Annotated in this window: 18 protein-coding genes; 9 read left to right on the top strand and 9 right to left on the bottom strand. The window is 65.2% G+C overall.

Annotation, left to right across the window (positions count from 1 at the left end; genetic code table 11):
- Window positions 1-3: 3 nt before the first annotated feature.
- From M1L36_RS09605 to M1L36_RS09615, 3 genes are read right to left on the bottom strand one after another with little or no spacing between them, the layout of a single operon-like run.
- The gene (locus M1L36_RS09605) at window positions 4-606 is read right to left on the bottom strand and encodes an NUDIX hydrolase (protein WP_250873518.1); all 603 of its coding nucleotides are present in this window, start codon (window positions 604-606) and stop codon (window positions 4-6) included.
- 30 nt (window positions 607-636) lie between these two features.
- Window positions 637-1,641, bottom strand: a complete 1,005-nt coding sequence (locus tag M1L36_RS09610; RefSeq protein ID WP_250873519.1) for an NAD(P)H-dependent flavin oxidoreductase — start codon at window positions 1,639-1,641, stop codon at window positions 637-639.
- A gap of 56 nt (window positions 1,642-1,697) precedes the next feature.
- On the bottom strand, window positions 1,698-2,342 hold the full coding sequence (locus M1L36_RS09615; protein ID WP_250873520.1) for a ferredoxin--NADP reductase: 645 nt from the start codon (window positions 2,340-2,342) through the stop codon (window positions 1,698-1,700).
- Between the two features lie 110 nt (window positions 2,343-2,452).
- Here M1L36_RS09615 and M1L36_RS09620 point away from each other — a divergent pair, with 110 nt between their 5' ends.
- The 7 genes from M1L36_RS09620 (at window position 2,453) to M1L36_RS09650 (ending at window position 9,221) form a co-directional block, all read left to right on the top strand.
- Window positions 2,453-4,216: a 2-oxoacid:acceptor oxidoreductase subunit alpha gene (locus tag M1L36_RS09620; RefSeq protein ID WP_250873521.1), complete on the top strand. Its 1,764-nt coding sequence runs from the start codon at window positions 2,453-2,455 to the stop codon at window positions 4,214-4,216.
- Window positions 4,213-5,079 carry a 2-oxoacid:ferredoxin oxidoreductase subunit beta gene (locus tag M1L36_RS09625; protein WP_250873522.1) on the top strand — a complete coding sequence of 289 codons (867 nt, stop codon included), beginning with the start codon at window positions 4,213-4,215 and terminating at the stop codon, window positions 5,077-5,079. The genes M1L36_RS09620 and M1L36_RS09625 overlap by 4 nt, the downstream gene beginning before the upstream one ends.
- A gap of 981 nt (window positions 5,080-6,060) precedes the next feature.
- On the top strand, window positions 6,061-6,321 hold the full coding sequence (locus M1L36_RS09630) for a DUF7692 domain-containing protein (protein ID WP_250873523.1): 261 nt from the start codon (window positions 6,061-6,063) through the stop codon (window positions 6,319-6,321).
- A gap of 173 nt (window positions 6,322-6,494) precedes the next feature.
- On the top strand, window positions 6,495-6,875 hold the full coding sequence (locus M1L36_RS09635; RefSeq protein ID WP_250873524.1) for a cupin domain-containing protein: 381 nt from the start codon (window positions 6,495-6,497) through the stop codon (window positions 6,873-6,875).
- A 385-nt stretch (window positions 6,876-7,260) separates the two neighbouring features.
- A complete protein-coding gene (locus M1L36_RS09640) occupies window positions 7,261-8,100 on the top strand; it encodes an aldo/keto reductase (protein WP_250873525.1) in 840 nt (279 codons plus the stop codon).
- Between the two features lie 109 nt (window positions 8,101-8,209).
- On the top strand, window positions 8,210-8,974 hold the full coding sequence (locus tag M1L36_RS09645) for a hypothetical protein (protein WP_250873526.1): 765 nt from the start codon (window positions 8,210-8,212) through the stop codon (window positions 8,972-8,974).
- A gap of 58 nt (window positions 8,975-9,032) precedes the next feature.
- Window positions 9,033-9,221: a DUF7333 family protein gene (locus tag M1L36_RS09650; RefSeq protein WP_250873527.1), complete on the top strand. Its 189-nt coding sequence runs from the start codon at window positions 9,033-9,035 to the stop codon at window positions 9,219-9,221.
- A 143-nt stretch (window positions 9,222-9,364) separates the two neighbouring features.
- Here M1L36_RS09650 and M1L36_RS09655 read toward each other — a convergent pair whose 3' ends face one another.
- A complete protein-coding gene (locus M1L36_RS09655) occupies window positions 9,365-10,318 on the bottom strand; it encodes a phosphoadenosine phosphosulfate reductase family protein (RefSeq protein WP_250873528.1) in 954 nt (317 codons plus the stop codon).
- A 135-nt stretch (window positions 10,319-10,453) separates the two neighbouring features.
- Window positions 10,454-10,618, bottom strand: a complete 165-nt coding sequence (locus tag M1L36_RS09660) for a hypothetical protein (protein ID WP_250873529.1) — start codon at window positions 10,616-10,618, stop codon at window positions 10,454-10,456.
- A 119-nt stretch (window positions 10,619-10,737) separates the two neighbouring features.
- On the opposite strand from M1L36_RS09660, the gene lipP1 reads away from it, so the two are divergent.
- Complete coding sequence (lipP1, locus tag M1L36_RS09665) at window positions 10,738-11,700, top strand: LipP1 family hormone-sensitive lipase (protein ID WP_250873530.1); 963 nt, start codon at window positions 10,738-10,740, stop codon at window positions 11,698-11,700.
- Between the two features lie 187 nt (window positions 11,701-11,887).
- On the opposite strand, the gene M1L36_RS09670 is transcribed toward lipP1, so the two are convergent.
- From M1L36_RS09670 to M1L36_RS09680, 3 genes are all read right to left on the bottom strand, one after another.
- Complete coding sequence (locus tag M1L36_RS09670; protein ID WP_250873531.1) at window positions 11,888-12,856, bottom strand: phosphoadenosine phosphosulfate reductase family protein; 969 nt, start codon at window positions 12,854-12,856, stop codon at window positions 11,888-11,890.
- A gap of 162 nt (window positions 12,857-13,018) precedes the next feature.
- Complete coding sequence (locus M1L36_RS09675; RefSeq protein WP_250873532.1) at window positions 13,019-13,627, bottom strand: DUF7110 family protein; 609 nt, start codon at window positions 13,625-13,627, stop codon at window positions 13,019-13,021.
- A gap of 121 nt (window positions 13,628-13,748) precedes the next feature.
- Complete coding sequence (locus M1L36_RS09680) at window positions 13,749-14,090, bottom strand: glutaredoxin family protein (RefSeq protein WP_250873533.1); 342 nt, start codon at window positions 14,088-14,090, stop codon at window positions 13,749-13,751.
- A 169-nt stretch (window positions 14,091-14,259) separates the two neighbouring features.
- Here M1L36_RS09680 and M1L36_RS09685 point away from each other — a divergent pair, with 169 nt between their 5' ends.
- The gene (locus M1L36_RS09685) at window positions 14,260-15,291 is read left to right on the top strand and encodes an NAD(P)/FAD-dependent oxidoreductase (RefSeq protein ID WP_250873534.1); all 1,032 of its coding nucleotides are present in this window, start codon (window positions 14,260-14,262) and stop codon (window positions 15,289-15,291) included.
- Between the two features lie 15 nt (window positions 15,292-15,306).
- Here the strand turns inward: M1L36_RS09685 and M1L36_RS09690 are convergent, their stop codons facing one another.
- Window positions 15,307-16,389 carry a DUF2334 domain-containing protein gene (locus M1L36_RS09690; protein WP_250873535.1) on the bottom strand — a complete coding sequence of 361 codons (1,083 nt, stop codon included), beginning with the start codon at window positions 16,387-16,389 and terminating at the stop codon, window positions 15,307-15,309.
- Window positions 16,390-16,407: the final 18 nt, after the last annotated feature.

A 16,407-nucleotide genomic window follows, 5' to 3' on the forward strand; every position in this document is an offset into this window, starting at 1 on the left:
GCGCTACCGTTCGTCGAACCACTCCTCGGCTCGCTTCTGGGCGGCGTCGTCGACTCGACTAGGAGCGTCGCGGAACCACGCCGCACCGTGTAGTTCACCCGGTTGCACTCGTATCTCACCGCCCGCGTAGTCGGCGTCGAAGAAGACGAACAGCATGTGACACACCCGGTCGTCGTCGGGGGCCGTACACCGTCGCGTCGCGTGCTCGACACGGAACAGGTCCGTCACCTCGCAGTCGACGCCGGTCTCTTCGCGAACCTCGCGGACGGCAGCCTCCTCGAACGTCTCGTCGGCCTCTCGGCCGCCACCGGCGACGCCCCACGAGTGGAGGTCGCGGTTGAGAATCATGAGCGCGCGCTCCTCGTCGGGGTCGGGCGCTGCGCTCTCGGGCATCGACTCGGTGAGCGCGGCGAACTGCTCGGCGGTGCGCGTGACCCAGCAGTAGCCGCCGCCGACGTAGCCCGCCCTGGACAGGTCGGCGAACTCCTCGAACTCCTCCGGTGGGGACTCCCAGCGTTTCTCAACGAGTTCGACACCGTCCGTGCCGTACTCCTCCAGCAGTCGCTCGTGACGGCGCTCGACCGTCTCGCGGTTGATGTGGGCCATGGGGTTCTCAGCAGAGCTATCGACGGTACTTCACTCGCTCGAAAGTCGGCCGAGGGTCGCCTCGGCGTCCGCGGCGAGTGCTTCGACGACCGTTCCGGCCGGCGGGACGTCCTGGATTCCGCCGACCCCCTGTCCGGCGTACAGAGCCATCGCCTCGACGTCGCCCTCGGTCGTGGGCGTCGGCGGGTCGTCGTCGTAGCGTTCGATCTCGTACTCGCCGACTCGGGCGACGAACTCGCCCTCGTTCGGACGCGTTCCCGGGGCCGGCCGACCGGCCCGCTCCCACGTCTCGACGGTCGAGTTCCGGAGCACCCGGTGGTCCCGTCCGGGCCACCCACCGTCGAAGCAGTCCGTTCGGACCGTCTCGTCGCCGTCCGCGGCCAGCAGTCGGTCGCGGTAGACGGGGTGGCTCGCCGCTTCGGCCGTCGCGACGAACCGCGTCCCGAGGTACGCGCCGTCCGCACCGAGCGCGAGCGCAGCAGCCACGCCTCGACCGTCCGTGATGCCGCCCGCGGCGAGCACCGGGACGTCGACCGCGTCGACAACCTGCGGGACGAGCGCCATCGTCGAACTCTCGCTGTCGAGGTGGCCGCCAGCCTCCGCGCCCTGCGCGACGACGGTGTCGACCCCGGCCTCGGCGGCCGCACGGGCGTCCTCGGGGGTTCCGACCATCGCGACCGCGAGCGCGTCGGCGTCGTGGACGCGCTCGACGTACGGTGTGGGGTCGCCGAACGAGAACGCGACGACCGAGACACCGGCGTCGAGACACACAGCGAGGTGGTCGTCGGTCGGGTACCGCGTCGTCGCGTCGTCGAGGACGAGGTTGACGGCGAACGGTTCGTCGGTCAGGGCGGCGGTCTCTGCTATCGCGCGTTCCGCGGCCTCCGGCGAGCGCCACGTCACGGCGAGACTCCCGAGGCCGCCCGCCGACGAGACCGCCGCGGCGAGTTCCGGGCAGGTGACGCTCCCGACAGGGGCCTGGACGACGGGGTGGGTCACCCCCACCATCTCGGTGAAACGGGTACTGAGCGCCATGGTTCCCCGTTCACCGACGGTCGTCAAAAGGGTACGTCCGGGCGCTCGCTCGACGCTTACTCCGGGGCGGGGCCGAACGACTCGACCTTCGCGGCGTCGGTGTCGAAACCGTGTTCGGCGAGCGCCTCGGTCGCCTGCTCGACGAAGTCGGCGAAGCCGTAGACGAACGCCTGCTCGTCGCCCGCGGTTTCGGCGAGCGCGCGCGTCAGATTCTCGTCGGTCGAGACGAGGGTGACCGTCGCGCCCGCCTCCGAGAGTGTCGACAGTCGAGACTCGTGGAGCGGGTCGTCGTCGCGGTAGACGACGGTCGCGTCGTTGCCCTCGGAGAGCGCACGTTCGGCGATGCCGACGGCCGCACCGACGCCCGGCCCGCCCGCGAGGACGAGCGCGTGCGGTTCGCCGTCGTAGTGGGCGTCGCCGAACGGCCCGGCGACGGTGACGGTGTCCTCGACTTCGAGGCCGGCGAGACGCTTGCCGACGACGCTCTCGGGGTCGTAGGTGAGCGTGACTTCGAGGGTGTCGTCGGCGTCGGGCGAGGAGAGGGTGTAGAAGCGCGACTCGACCTCGCCGTCGACCTCGACGCCGAGGCGGACGAACTGGCCGGGGAGGGCGCTGAAACCCTCGGGGGTGGCGAGTTCGAGGGCGACGGCGTCGGTTCCGACGGAGTGAACGGCGACCACGGTGGTCTCGGTCTGGTCCATGCCTCCTGTGCGTTCGTCCGGTTCGAAGGTGTGTCGGTCCGAGAAAGTGGACGTGTGCGTTCGCTATTCAGAACTCTTTTGCGGTGTCGCGGGGTAGCCTCGCGGTACGTATGCCTGCGGACCTCAACTGGGCCATCGGCGGGGAGGCTGGCGATGGTATCGACTCGACTGGGAAGATCTTCGCCCAGGCGTTGTCGCGTGCTGGTCGCCACGTCTTCACCTCGAAGGACTTCGCCTCCCGAATCCGCGGCGGGTACACCGCCTACAAGATTCGCACGAGTGTCGACCGCGTCGAGAGCGTCGTCGACCGACTAGACATCCTCATCGCGCTGACTCAGCGCACCGTCGAGGAGAACATGGACGAGCTCCACGAGGGCTCGGTCATTATCTACGACGGCGAGCGCACCACGATGCAGGACCTCGAGATTCCCGACGAGATGGTCGGCCTCGACGTCCCCCTCAAATCGCTCGCGGAAGACGCGGGCGGTGCCATCATGCGCAACATCGTCGCGCTCGGCGCGGCGTGTGAGGCGACGAACTTCGACGTCGCATTCCTCGACGAGTCGCTCAACAAGCGCTTCGGCGCGAAAGGCGAGTCCATCGTCGAGAACAACAAGAAGGCCGCCCGACTTGGCCAGGAGTACGTCGAGGAGCACTTCGACCTCGACACCGACTACGACCTCGACACGACCGACGAGGACTACGTCCTGCTCAACGGCGACGAGGCCATCGGCATGGGTGCCCTCGCCGCTGGCTGTCGCTTCTACGCCGGCTACCCCATCACCCCCGCGACGAACGTGATGGAGTACCTGACGGGCCGCATCGAGGAGTACGGCGGCGGCGTCGTCCAGGCCGAGGACGAACTGTCGGCCATCAACATGGCGCTCGGCGCGGCGCGCGCCGGTGCCCGTTCGATGACCGCGACCTCCGGGCCGGGTATCGACCTGATGACCGAGACGTTCGGTCTCGTCGCGACCACGGAGACCCCGCTGGTCATCGTCGACGTGATGCGCTCGGGCCCCTCGACCGGGATGCCGACCAAGCAGGAACAGGGCGACCTGAACATGCTCCTGTACGGTGGCCACGGCGAGATTCCACGCTTCGTGGTCGCGCCGACGACGGTCTCGGAGTGCTTCTGGAAGACCGTCGAGGCGTTCAACTACGCCGAGAAGTACCAGACGCCCGTCTACCTCGTCGCCGACCTCGCGATGGCGGTCACCGAACAGACGTTCCCGCCCGAGGAGTTCGACATGGACGCCGTCGAGGTCGACCGCGGCAAGGTCGTCGCCGACGACGCCATCGACGAGTGGCAGAACGAGAAGGGCCAGTTCCAGCCCCACCTCGCCACCGAGGACGGCGTCTCCCCGCGTGCGTTCCCCGGCCAGGCCGGCGGCGCACACATGACGACCGGTCTCGAACACGACGCCCTCGGTCGCCGGACCGAGGAGGAGGAGGTCCGCCTCGAACAGGTCGACAAACGGACCCGGAAGGTCGAGACGGCGCGAGAGCAGGAGGACTGGGACTACCGCGAGTTCGGCGATGCCGACTCCGAGAAGCTCGTCATCTCGTGGGGCTCGAACGAGGGGCCGATGCGCGAGGCGATGGAGTTCCTCGAAGAGGACGGCGTGAACGTCCGGTTCATCTCCGTCCCGTACATGTTCCCGCGTCCGGACCTCACCGAGGAGGTCGAGGCCGCAGACGAGGTCATCGTCGTCGAGTGTAACGCGACGGGGCAGTTCGCCGACGTCGTCGAACACGACACGCTCACCCGTGTCACGCGCGTCAACAAGTACAACGGTGTCCGCTTCAAGGCCGACGAACTGGCCGAAGAAATCAAGCAAGCGCTCGGCGAGAGCGCGGAGGTGACCGCATGAGTTCCGACGTTCGATTCACTGACTTCAAGAGCGACAAGCAACCGACGTGGTGTCCCGGCTGCGGTGACTTCGGGACGATGAACGGCATGATGAAGGCGCTGGCGAACACGGGCAACGACCCCGACAACACGTTCGTCGTGGCCGGTATCGGCTGTTCGGGCAAGATCGGGACGTACATGCACAGCTACGCGTTGCACGGCGTCCACGGTCGCGCCCTGCCGGTCGGCATCGGCGTGAAGACGGCCAACCCGAACCTCGAAGTGATGGTCGCCGGCGGTGACGGTGACGGCTACTCCATCGGTGCGGGTCACTTCGTCCACGCCGTCCGCCGCAACGTCGACATGACGTACTGCGTCATGGACAACCGCATCTACGGGCTGACGAAGGGGCAGTTCTCCCCGACCAGCCGCGAGGACTTCGAGACCTCGACCAGCCCCGACGGCACCCACCAGCAGCCGGTCAACCCGCTCGCGCTGGCGCTCGCCTCGGGGGCGACGTTCATCGCCCAGTCGTTCTCCTCGGACGCCCAGCGACACGCCCAGATCGTCCAGGAGGCCATCGAGCACGACGGCTTCGGCTACGTCAACGTCTACTCGCCGTGTGTCACGTTCAACGACGTCGACACCTACGACTACTTCCGCGACTCGCTCGTCGACCTCGCGGACGACGAGGACTACGACAACACCGACTACGACCAGGCCAAAGAGGTCATCCTCGACTCCGAGAAGGAGTACCAGGGCGTCATCTACCAGGACGAGGACTCCGTCCCGTACGGTGAGCGCATGGGCTTCACCGAGGACATGTCCCAGATTCCCGACGGCGCGCCCGACAACGCGATGGACCTGGTTCGCGAGTTCTACTAAGCGACCTTCTTCATCGTCGGGTCGCGCTTCGCGCGACCACTCTCCACGGGCGACTCGGGGGTCGCCCGTGGGGAAGCGAGACGGCAGCGCCATCTCGCCCTCCTCGAAAAACGTCCCCAGAACGCGAAGCGTTCTGGTGTGCGCGTCAGAGCTCCGCTCTGACGAACGTCGATGAAAAAGGCCGCTCGACGCGCTTCGCGCGTCTCGCGGTGAACCGCGCTCGTGTTACTCACGCGGACGCCGAGTCAATTATTTTCGTGCAAGAAGCAGCTGACTCAGCTGTTAGATAGAGAGCGTGGGTCAATCACCATCTTGACCGACACTTGGTGACTCATCCGACCCAATAGGGCAAATCGAACACATACGATACACCGAGCAGGAAGAAGCCCGCCACGGTGCTGAGAAGCGCAATCCAAGCGAATGGAACGATGAGTGATTGTCTCAGAGAGTTCGCGCCAGCACTGAATTCGCCCCACCCAGCGAGAAGGGCGACTCCAACGAGAATCCCCGCACACCCTCCAGTAACAATGGCCCCGTCTGCTATCGTAGGAGAGCCCCACAGTGAGCCGACTTGCCCGCCCGCGAGTATCACCCCAAGTAACAGCGGGACGATTCCCAGTTCCCTCCTGAGAGACATATGCGGAACGGTGGTTCCTCGGCCATACAGCTACTGGTTCCCAGAAGTGGTAGTGACCACTCCGGGATTGATTTCGAGCGATACACACGCGGCACGGGTCTATCAATACCGGCAAGACTGCCTTGGCGGCGACCACTCGGAGTTACGTCGCGAGAAGTTTGCTTCCCTCGATATGCACAGGAGGGGTATCTTCTTGTGTGCACGAACCAACCACCTGTGTCCACGAATGGGACGGACGGACCGCCTGAGTATCAGGTGACCCTGCCCTTTCCGCCGTTCTTTATATACTGTTCTGATTTGAGTGACACCGATAGAACTAGGATTCAGGGGTCGTGTGTACGAGTATGCGTATTCGCACTGACGGTGACTACGCCCATCGGAAGGAGGCGATCGAGCAGACCGCCCGGTTCTACGACCAGAACAAGACCGCGAGCGTGGTGAATGCCTGCGAGGACATTCCACGACTCGCGAGGGCCGTCGAGGAACTCCTGGCACGTGACGACTTCACTACCGAGCAGAAGCGAGAGATTGCCGACCTCCTCGATCTCGGCCAGAGCTTCAGTGTGACCTATTCCGAAATCACCACTGTCGGTCGGAACGAATAGGCGTCACATCGATTGCCGGTATTGTTAGACAGAGAGCGTGGGTGTATCAGCCAGAGGGCAACGAGCAGTGGTTGGTCGGCTTCATTGTGCTCATACACAGCGCACATCCACTAGCTCCATTTCTGGCAGAAATGTTATTTCGTTGTCGGTGGATGAGTGGCTGGGCCACTGCTATGGACGAAGTTTCAGTCGTTACACAAGCCAGTTTGAGAGCGCCAGACGAGGCAAGCGACGTTTCACGAGAGGAAGTGTTCGAAACCGAGGACACCATCGTGGTTCAGTCGCGGGTCTCCGGTGGAGTCACGACCGGATGGCATCACAACGGCGACAGGCACGTGTACGGCTATGTCGTGGCGGGCCACGCCATTCTGGAGTACGGACCAGGAGGTCGAGAGTCGGTCGAACTTGATGCCGGTGACTTCGTGTACGTTCCACCACACACGATTCGGCGAGTAGTGAACCCGACTGCCGCTGACTGGGTAATCGCCATCAGCTTCGTTGGCTCCGGCCCGCCTGCCGTATCCGTCGACGGCCCCGAGTCAGATACCGGATGACCGAACCGACCTGTTCGATAACCCCTCAGTGTACTGCCCGCCTATAGACGAAACACACTCAATCTGGGAGTTGATACGGTGTTAGACTCGCGGCACGTCTCTAACAACCCCGGCAGGCTGTGCGGTATGTCCGTGGGTCGTACCGCGAACGAGCACAGCGAGTGAGCGGGATGACTGAACCCTTGAGCGTAGCGAAGGGGTGAGGGAATCCTTTTGCCGCCAGAAATCTCCGTTTTCTGGCTGCTAACCGAAAGCCGCCGGCTTTCGGTGATGGTCCAGCTTTTACCCTGGGGGGGGGATTTGCCGCCCCACCCGTAGATAAAAGGTGGCAAGGGGTGGTGCCTTCCGCAACCCCTAATCAGTGGACGCTCGTCAGAAACACTGCATGAGCCAACAGCCGTCGCTCTCTCCGGAGGACGTGCCGCGAGCACAGAACATGCCCGTGTTGGGCCTCGGAACGTGGGAGAACGACGACCTGGACCAGTGTGCCGAATCGGTCGAGACGGCGCTGGGTCAGGGCTACCGACACATCGACACCGCACAGGCCTACGGCAACGAGGAGGCCGTCGGTCGGGGCATCGAGAACTCCCACGTCGACCGCGAGGACATCTTCCTCGCGACGAAGGTGTGGATCGACAACCTGAGCCGCGACGACGTCGTCGACTCCACCCAGAAGTCGCTGCACAAACTGGGCGTCGACACGGTCGACCTGCTGTACGTCCACTGGCCGGCCGGCGACTACGACCCCGAGGACACGCTCGGTGCGATGGAGCGACTCGTTGAGGACGACGCGGTCGACCGCATCGGCGTGAGCAACTTCGAACCCCACCACCTCGAACGCGCGATGGAGGCGACCGAGGGGACGATTTTCGCCAACCAGGTCGAGATGCACCCGCTGCTCCAGCAGGAGGAACTGCGCTCGTACGCCGACGCGGAGGGCATCGAACTCGTCGCGTACTCGCCGCTCGCCCGCGGGAAGGTGATGGACGTCGAAGAGCTCCAGGACATCGCGGCGAAACACGACGTGACGCCCGCGCAGGTGAGCCTCGCGTGGCTCCGCGAGAAGGGCGTGACGACCATCCCGAAGGCGACCGGCCCCGAACACATCCGGGACAACTTCGAGTCCATCGCGCTCGACCTTGACGCCGAGGACATCGCGGCCATCGACGACATCGACCGCGAGGAGCGACAGGTCGACCCCTCGTTCGGCCCGGACAACTGGTAAGCCGGCCGCACCCGCCGTTCGAGGTCTCCACTCGCCGTCGTCGTGTTGTTTTCACTGCGGGAATACTCGTAGACGGAACTTTCACGTAACCTGCCTTCTCAGGGTGGGCATGGTCGTCGAGCGCGAGCAGTACGGGGTGGTCAGCGGCGTCCGGGCGGACGTCTCGCAACTCCACGAACACTGGATGGCAGTCGTCTTCCCGCGAGTTCAACAGACACACAGCGTCGTCGGGCGGTGGCGACCCGACGGAGCGCTGAAACAGGGCGCTTTCTACGTCTGGGGACTCCTCGGTGCGCTCGCGCTGCTCGTCACCTACCCCTTCTTGCTGTTCGGGTTCGCGACGCGATTCTTCGTTCGGCGTCTCGACTCGACGGCGACGCGACTCGGTGCGGTCGGTGTCGTCGGTCTCACGGCCGTCGTCTGGGGGGCGCTGACGGCGTTCGTCTGGGTCCAGTCACAGTTCCCCACGGAGGCGTTCACGGCCGTCGCGGCCGCCAGCGTCGTCGCCGTCGTCAGCGCGGGTCTCGCCGCGCTGTTCACGAAGGTCGGCGGACGAGCCACGACGGTCGTCCTCGCGTACCCCGCGGCGATGAACGCGCTGTTCCTCCCGCCGGTGGTCGCGGCGCTGTACTCGCCGACGCTCGCGGCGTCGGTGCTGACCGGCAGCGAGTCGTTCGCCGTCTGGCTGCTCGACAACGTGCTGGTCGTCGGTGACGTCAACGCCTACCTCCGTTCGGCGTTCAGCCTCGAAGGCGGCGCGTACGTCGCCATGTGGTTCGCCATCGCCGTCCCGGTCGGGTGGTTGCTCGGCCTGCTCGTCACCCTCGCCGACGTCATCCGACCCAAACCCGGGTCGAAGTCGACCGAGGCGTGATCGAGGCGGTCGAAACCGGGACCCACGGGCTTATTCTCCGGGCTCCCCTACCGTGAGCATGGAGTTCGACGCCACCAGAACCGTCGCGATTTTCATCCTGTTGATCGCAGTCGGGGCACTCGCACTGTTCGCGACACCGATGGAGCAGTCGACCATCCTGATGATGGTCCTCCCGTCGATGGTCGTCGGCGGACTCGTGTTTCTGCTTCTCGGCGTCAAACACGGCGAGTACCGCGCGATGCGCTGAGTGCCTTCGTCGAGGGAGTTTTAATCGGCACTATCCCTACGTGTCGTGCCGCGAGTGAGCGCTACGCGAACGAGCGGCCTTTTCGTCGTCGCTTATTGGGCCGAGTGGTACGCGAAGCGCACCTGGGGTGTAAGAAGGTCCGGCTACATGTAGCCGAGGTCGCGCAACCTGGCCATGAGGTTCTCCTTGTCCTGGGCGCGTCCCTGGCGCTCGGTGGTACCTTCGAGGTCCTGGAGCCACGCGGGGGCGTCGGCGGACTTCGCCGACCCTTTCTCGGTGCCCAGTGAGCGAAAACCCTCGAAGTACTTCGGGCTGACCGGGATGTCCTCGGCGGTGAACCCCTCGGGCATGTCGTCGTCGTCCTGCGGGACGTGGCCCTCCGGCCAGCCCTCGACGGTGTCGGGGACGATGAAGTGCCAGAACGCGTCCCACAGCGCCCGTTCGTCGAACTGGACGATGGAGTGGACGCGGTCGTGGGGCGGGTACTTCTCGGAGTCGTGGCGCGGGCTGAAGAACGTCTCGTCGGCGCGCGCTTCCTGTTCGTCCCAGCGGACGCCCGAGAAGATGCCGTCGAAGCCGTACTCGCTGACGACGTCGTTGAGCGCGACGGTCTTCAGCAGGTGGTTGCCGCCGAGGCTGTCGGCCTCGAAGCGGAACGTCTCGCCGTCGTGGTCCGCGCGGGCGAGTTCGTGGCGGTTGGTCTCGGTGAGCGAGTCGACCGGGACGTCGTCACCGGGCGTGTGGCTCTCGAAGACCGGGTCGTCGTTGCGCGCGACGACGAGTTCGAGGTCCCACTCCTCGGCCCAGCGGTGGACGAACTCGACCACCTCGTCGAAGTGCTGGTAGTGGTCGATGAACACGACCGGCGGCACGTCGTAGCCGTACTCCTCGGCGACCTGGAGGACGACGTACAGCACGAGCGTCGAGTCCTTCCCACCGGTCCACATCACGGCGGGATTGCGGTACTGTTCGAGGGCGACGCGCGTGACCTCGATGGCCTTGCCGAGTTTGTCCTCGAGGGAGGGGTAGTCGGCGGCGGTCTGGTCGCGGCCCTCGTCGTAGTCGAGCGAGAGGTACTCTGGGAACTGTTCTGCCATTGCCGATTGAATCACCGTTCCGACGTATCTACTTTCCGGCGCGTTTGGTAACTCGTCGCACGCACTCGTCGGTCTCCCGTCGACGCCCCGTCGCGCTCGTCACGACCTCGCGGTCTCGCTCCCCACCGAACGGGGTCACCCGACCGACTCGCGCTCCTCGACGGCCCTGACGACGAAGTTCGCGAGGTCCTCCCGGGAGTGGTCGACCTGCAGGTGGTCTCTGAGTGCGTCCTCGTGTTCGTAGCCGTGGTGACAGAGCGGGCACTCCAACAGCACCAGGTAGGCCGTGGTGTCGGTCATACCCCTCGTTCGGTGATGCAACGATATGAGTTGTCAACTCACGACAGAGAGAGTGACTGGTTCGCGTGTGAATCGCACCCGCGTCAGGGTTTATGCCTCGGCCGGCGGAACGCTCCACGGTGCAAGCCCCCGAGATTCACCCGCAGGCCCGAGAGTACCTCGACCGACAGGAACGTCTCCCGCTGTACCCGCTTCGGGACCGGAACCTGCGGTTCTTGCGGTCGCTCATGCGCGTGACCGACTGGTTCCAGAACCGCAATCCACCAGTCGTCGGGTCGACAGAGGACCGAACGATACCCGGACCGGCCGGCGACCTCCCGGTCCGTCTCTATCGTCCCGACGGCGACGGGCCGTTCCCGACGGTCGTGTTCTTCCACGGCGGTGGGTTCGTCCTCGGGAGTCTGGGCAGTCACGACCTGTTCTGTCGGCACCTCGTTCGCGAGAGCGGGTGTGTCGTCGTCAGCGTCGACTATCGCCTCGCGCCCGAACACCCCTTCCCGGCGGCCGTCGAGGACGCCTACGCAGCGACCGAGTGGGCCGCAGCCAACGTCGAGACGCTCTCCGGAGACGGTCGTCTCGCCGTCGTCGGTGATAGCGCGGGCGGGAACCTCGCGGCCGTCGTCTCGCTGTTGGCCGCCGAACGGGGCGGCCCCGACGTCGACTACCAGGCGCTCGTCTACCCCGGCGTCGGCATCACGGGCGAGCGACCGTCCGCCGAGGAGCACACGGGCATCGTGTTGCTCGAAGAGGACCTGGAGTGGTTCCGCGAGAGCTACTTCGGGAGCGACCTGAACCTGCGCAACCCCTACGCCGACCCGTTCCAGGCCGAGGACCTCTCGGGGGTCGCGCCCGCCACGATAATCACGGCCGGGTTCGACCCGCTCCGAGACGGCGGGAAGGCCTACGCCGAGCGTCTCGTCGCTGACGGCGTCCCGGTGCGCTACGACAACTACGACGACATGATCCACGGCTTCGCCACGGCCCCCGGCGCGAACGGTATCGACCGCGCACACGAACTGGTCGCACAGATAGCCGACGACCTGCGCGACGCGTTCGGATTGGAAGCAGAGCCTCGCGAGTAGACGGTCGGGTGCCGGAGAAACGAACGTTCGTTCAGTCGTACCGCGAACGAGCGACAGCGGGTGAGCGGCCTCTTTATCACCGGAAACCGAAGGTTTCCGGCTGTTGACCAGAACGCTTCGCGTTCTGGTGATAGCGTAGCGTTTTCGAGGAGTGGTGCGCGGAGCGCACCCGACGACGAGAAAGCTACTACATGTAGCCGAGGTCGCGCAGGCGCTCCATCAGGTCCTCTTTGTCTTGGGCGCGGCCTGCGCGCTCGGTGGTGCCTTCGAGGTCCTGCAGCCACGCGGGTTCCTCGGCGGACTTGTCGGTCGACACTTCACTCCCCAGCGAGCGGAAGCCGGCGAAGTACTTCGGGCTGACCGGGATGTCCTCGTGGGAGAGGTCGTTCGGCAGGTCGTCGTAGTCCTGGGGGACGTGGCCTGCGGGGTAGTCCTCGACGGTCTCCGGGACGACGAAGTTCCAGAAGGCGTCCCAGACGGCACGCTCGTCGAACTGGAGAATCGGTTGAACGCGGTCGTGGGGCGGGTAGACGTCCGGGTCGTGACGGGGACTGAAGAACGTCTCGTCGGCGCGCGCCTCCTGTTCGTCCCAGCGGATGCCCGAGAGGATGCCGTCGACGTCGTACTCTTCGAGCGCGTTGTTGAGCGCGACGGTCTTCAGCAGGTGGTTGCCGACGTACGTGTCGAGCAGGAACGGGAAGCTGTCCTCCTCGTACTCGAGCAGGTTACGGACGTGGTGCTGGTTCTGCTCGTTGAGGTCGTCGATGGGAATGTCGTCGCCCGGCGTGAGGCCGTTGGCGTCGACGTACTCGCCGACGTCCGTGTTCTGGGCGTAGACGACGTCGAGGTCCCACTCCTCGGCCCAGTGGTCGACGAAGTCGTGGAGCTCGTCGAAGTGCTGGTAGTGGTCGATGAAGATAGCCGGGGGCATCTCCAGGTCGAACTTCTCGGCGACCTCCTTGACGAAGTAGAGGACGAGTGTCGAGTCCTTCCCACCGGTCCACATGATGGCGGGGTTCTCGTACTCCTCCAGACCGATGCGCGTGACGTCGATCGCCTTCTCGATCTTGTCCTCGAGGTTCGGGTAGTCCTCGGGGGTCTCGCCTTCGCCGTCGGTGTAGTCGACGTCCAGATAGTCGGGGAAGTCGTCTGCCATCTCGTAATTACATATTATTACTTCCCATAAACCGCTTGTGGCCTCTCCCAGCGAGCGCGACAGTTTCGCAGCCGCTGCGAGGCGTTTGCGGGGTGCTGGCACGTCGCTCGTCGAGTGAAAGACCGGTCGCTCGGAGGGTGGTGACCGAAAGGGGTCGCAGGATTAGCTGATGAACTTGTTGTCCCGCCAGTTGACGCCGTCGGCGGGACCGTTCTCGCGTGGGTCCTCGACGACTTCAAGGCGTGCAGCGCGCTCCTCGCCGTCGACGATGCGAGTCGCTTCGAGCGTGCCGTCGACAGCGGTGATGGCCGTCAGCGCGCCCTTCTCACACTCCAGGGCGAGGCGACAGAGCACCTCGAACATCGGGTACTGGAGCGCGGTGTTCTGGAGCACCGTCTCGCGGTCGCCTTTGAAGCAGGCGTACTCGACGAGTTCGGAGGGGCGCTCCATCTCCTCTTCTTGCTGGCCGAACGCGCCCCACTGCGGGCCGCCCGAGGGGCCGGTGTTGAACGGACCGGAGTTCTCCTCCTCGTCTTCGTCCTCGTCGAGGTAGATTCGGTTCTCCGTCACGCTGGCTTTGAGCTGTGCGGTCGGGGTGTACTTGCTGATGTTGTCCTCGGCAGCGACGGCGCTGACGATGAGCGTGTTGTTCCGTCGAGTGATCTCGATGTCGGCGATCTCTGCGGGCAGGTCGGGGTCCTCGAAGAAATCGTGTACGTCTTCGAGTGGCAGTTCGAGCGTCGAGTGAAGGCTGTATACGTGGCTGGTCATGGATGTATCGCAAGCTAACCGGGGGCGAGTCCCTCCCCGCGACCGGAACTGGTCATCTCCCTCTAGGGATTTGAGGCTTATATTTTCTGCCCTTTTTGTCACTCTTCGACAAGGGGTCGGGTTACGCGTTCAAGGTCGCGCTGAGTTCGCCACGTTCGTCGAGTTCCGCGAGAATGTCGCTCCCGCCGACGAACTCGCCGTCGACGTACGTCTGTGGGATGGTCTCCCAGCCACTCTGCTCGTCGAGCGCCGCCCGGTAGTAGTCGAGTGCCTCCAGCACGTCCACCGTCGCCACGTCCTCGCGGTGTTGTTGGATGAGACCGAGCGCGCGTCGCGAGTAGCCACACTGGGGCATCAGCGGCGTCCCCTTCATGAACAGGACGACGTCGTTCTCGGCGATGGTCGACTCGACGGTCTCGCGAACCTCCTCTTCGCTGAGCGACGGCGTGGGGTCGAAACTCATACACGAAGATTCGTCGCCGCGTGGAAACCCCTTTCGCCAGCACCCCGACAGCCTCAACCGACCGGTCGACGGGTCCGGTGACTGGCCGGCCCTACGACGTGGCGCGCGGTGGTGCGAGGAGCGCACGCCCGACTAATCCGTTATGTGTCCGGCCCTCGAAGACCGTCCAATGACCGACGAGTATCAGGTGACGGTAGTCGGCGGCGGCCCGGCGGGACTGACGACGGCGCTCTACACGACGCGACTCGGCCACGACACCGTGGTCGTCAACCGCGGTGGCGGGCGCGCGGCGATGATGCTCGACACTCACAACGTCATCGGCGTGCCCGAGGACGTCAGCGGCAACGAGTTCCTCCAGACCGCCGTCGAGCAGATTCAGGGCTACGGCGCGGACTACGTCCGGGACACCGTCACGGACGTCGAGCGAACCGACGACGGCCGGTTCCGCGTCACCGCTGGCGACACCGAGGTGCTGACCGACCACGTCGTCCTCTCGACGGGGTTCAACGACGTGCGCCCGGACCCGCCCCTGCCGCGGACTGGTCGTGGCCTCCACTGGTGTCTCCACTGTGACGCCTACATGTTCGTCGACCAGCCGGTGTTCGTGATGGGCACCGGGGACGCCGCGGCGACGGTCGCGATGATCATGCTCAACTTCACCGACGAGGTCGACCTGCTCACTCGCGGCGACGAACCGGAGTGGAGCGAGGAGAAAGGGAGACAGCTCGACGCCCACCCCGTCGACGTGATCCACGAGGACGTCGACTCCATCGAGAAGGGCGAGGACGGCTGGCTCGAAGCGTTCGTCTTCGAGGACGGCACTCGACGCGAGTACCGCGGTGGCTTCCCGATGTACGGGTCGAACTACAACAACTCGCTCGCGACCGCCCTCGGCGTCGAACTGAACGACGACGGCACCGTCGCCGTCGACGACCACGGCCGGACGAGCGTCGAGGGCGTCTCGGCGGTCGGTGACCTCACGCCCGGCCACAACCAGATTCCAGTCGCGATGGGCGAGGGTGCGAAGGCGGGCATCGGTATCCACTACCGCCTGCGGAAGTACCCACGCTCGCTGGAGGAAATCGAGTCCGATGGCGAGGTGACCGAGACGGACGTCCCCGGACTCTCCGAGCGCATGCGCGAGCGCGCGAACGAGCACAACGCCGACGCGCCCGCGCCAGCCACGGCCGACGACGACTGAAGCGGGTATCGTCGGCTACTGACTGGTGACTGGCTCTTTGACTTCCCAGCCGTCGTCGGTCTGTCGAACGCTTCCATCAGCCATCCGCTCGCCGAGTTCGCCGAGCGTCATGAACCGAACCTCTCCCGAGGCCTTGACGTACTGGATGAACGCCTGGAGCTCCGAGAGACGCTCGTCCGTGTCGAAGAACTGGTAGTGGAGCATCTGGATGTAGAGGCCGTCGTCTTCGACTGCCCAGTCGTAGCGTTGTTCGAGCGTTTCCTGATTGTAGAATGCCCCGGTCGTCCAGTTCGCCACGAAGCCACCGTTGTTCGGCGCATGGAGGATGCCGTCGCGCTCGAACAGCCCGGTTTCGTTGTAGTAGTCGTTGGTGAACAGACTCCCACCGGAGACGATACTGTAATCAGCGTCGCGGAGTGCATCGACAGTCGCCTTGTCGTACGTGTCCATTGGGGGCACGAATGCGGTCGGTCGCTCGCCGACACACTCGGTCAGCGTTCGCGTCCCGCTCTCGATGTACGCTCGTTGCTGGTCCGGGTCCAGACCGCCGAACTCGCTCCCACCGTGGAACGCGGTCCGTCGCTCGTGGGTGTAGCCGTGCAGCGAGACCTCGAACAGCTCTGGGTGCGCACGCTGGTTCGCACGGAGGTACGCACAGAGGTCGCTCTCCAGAATCGTACTCGTCTCACCGACCTGTGGGATGACGCCGAGCGTGACCGGGACGCCCTCCTCGATGAACACCTGGTCGACGGCTCGCATCGTCTCCGGTCGGTAGTACGGCTGGATGTCGTCGTTCCGGAAGACGACGATAGCGTCGTACTCGGTCCAGGTCGTGGACTGGGATGGCTCTCCTGCAATCGCGGTGGGACTGCTGAGTGCGTCACTGTCGCCGGCGAGCGGACCGCCGCTACTCGGGCCGGCCTCTGTCTCGACGAAGCCAAACGGACTGGCGAGTGCTCCGGTCGCGACGCTAGCGAGGACGATGATGAGCGCCACACCGACGCTGCTCCAGACGACTGCTCGCCCAGTCGACCAACTCCCCCAATCGGGCTGGGTCTCGGCGCGTTCTTCCCCGGATGGTGACTGCTCGGCACTCATTACACCCGAATAGCCCTA

Source organism: Halomarina rubra (genome assembly GCF_023699475.1).
Classification (GTDB): domain Archaea; phylum Halobacteriota; class Halobacteria; order Halobacteriales; family Haloarculaceae; genus Halomarina; species Halomarina rubra.

What these genes read in the sequence shown, in the direction of transcription:
- M1L36_RS09650 (WP_250873527.1), top strand. Translation starts at nt 9,033, where the DNA reads ATGGAGTTCGACGCCACCAGAACCGTCGCGATTTTCATCCTGTTGATC.
- M1L36_RS09645 (WP_250873526.1), top strand. Translation starts at nt 8,210, where the DNA reads ATGGTCGTCGAGCGCGAGCAGTACGGGGTGGTCAGCGGCGTCCGGGCG.
- M1L36_RS09640 (WP_250873525.1), top strand. Translation starts at nt 7,261, where the DNA reads ATGAGCCAACAGCCGTCGCTCTCTCCGGAGGACGTGCCGCGAGCACAG.
- M1L36_RS09675 (WP_250873532.1), bottom strand. Translation starts at nt 13,627, where the DNA reads ATGACCAGCCACGTATACAGCCTTCACTCGACGCTCGAACTGCCACTC.
- M1L36_RS09685 (WP_250873534.1), top strand. Translation starts at nt 14,260, where the DNA reads ATGACCGACGAGTATCAGGTGACGGTAGTCGGCGGCGGCCCGGCGGGA.
- M1L36_RS09620 (WP_250873521.1), top strand. Translation starts at nt 2,453, where the DNA reads ATGCCTGCGGACCTCAACTGGGCCATCGGCGGGGAGGCTGGCGATGGT.
- M1L36_RS09680 (WP_250873533.1), bottom strand. Translation starts at nt 14,090, where the DNA reads ATGAGTTTCGACCCCACGCCGTCGCTCAGCGAAGAGGAGGTTCGCGAG.
- M1L36_RS09670 (WP_250873531.1), bottom strand. Translation starts at nt 12,856, where the DNA reads ATGGCAGACGACTTCCCCGACTATCTGGACGTCGACTACACCGACGGC.
- M1L36_RS09690 (WP_250873535.1), bottom strand. Translation starts at nt 16,389, where the DNA reads ATGAGTGCCGAGCAGTCACCATCCGGGGAAGAACGCGCCGAGACCCAG.
- M1L36_RS09660 (WP_250873529.1), bottom strand. Translation starts at nt 10,618, where the DNA reads ATGACCGACACCACGGCCTACCTGGTGCTGTTGGAGTGCCCGCTCTGT.
- M1L36_RS09615 (WP_250873520.1), bottom strand. Translation starts at nt 2,342, where the DNA reads ATGGACCAGACCGAGACCACCGTGGTCGCCGTTCACTCCGTCGGAACC.
- M1L36_RS09610 (WP_250873519.1), bottom strand. Translation starts at nt 1,641, where the DNA reads ATGGCGCTCAGTACCCGTTTCACCGAGATGGTGGGGGTGACCCACCCC.
- M1L36_RS09625 (WP_250873522.1), top strand. Translation starts at nt 4,213, where the DNA reads ATGAGTTCCGACGTTCGATTCACTGACTTCAAGAGCGACAAGCAACCG.
- M1L36_RS09635 (WP_250873524.1), top strand. Translation starts at nt 6,495, where the DNA reads ATGGACGAAGTTTCAGTCGTTACACAAGCCAGTTTGAGAGCGCCAGAC.
- M1L36_RS09630 (WP_250873523.1), top strand. Translation starts at nt 6,061, where the DNA reads ATGCGTATTCGCACTGACGGTGACTACGCCCATCGGAAGGAGGCGATC.
- M1L36_RS09655 (WP_250873528.1), bottom strand. Translation starts at nt 10,318, where the DNA reads ATGGCAGAACAGTTCCCAGAGTACCTCTCGCTCGACTACGACGAGGGC.
- M1L36_RS09605 (WP_250873518.1), bottom strand. Translation starts at nt 606, where the DNA reads ATGGCCCACATCAACCGCGAGACGGTCGAGCGCCGTCACGAGCGACTG.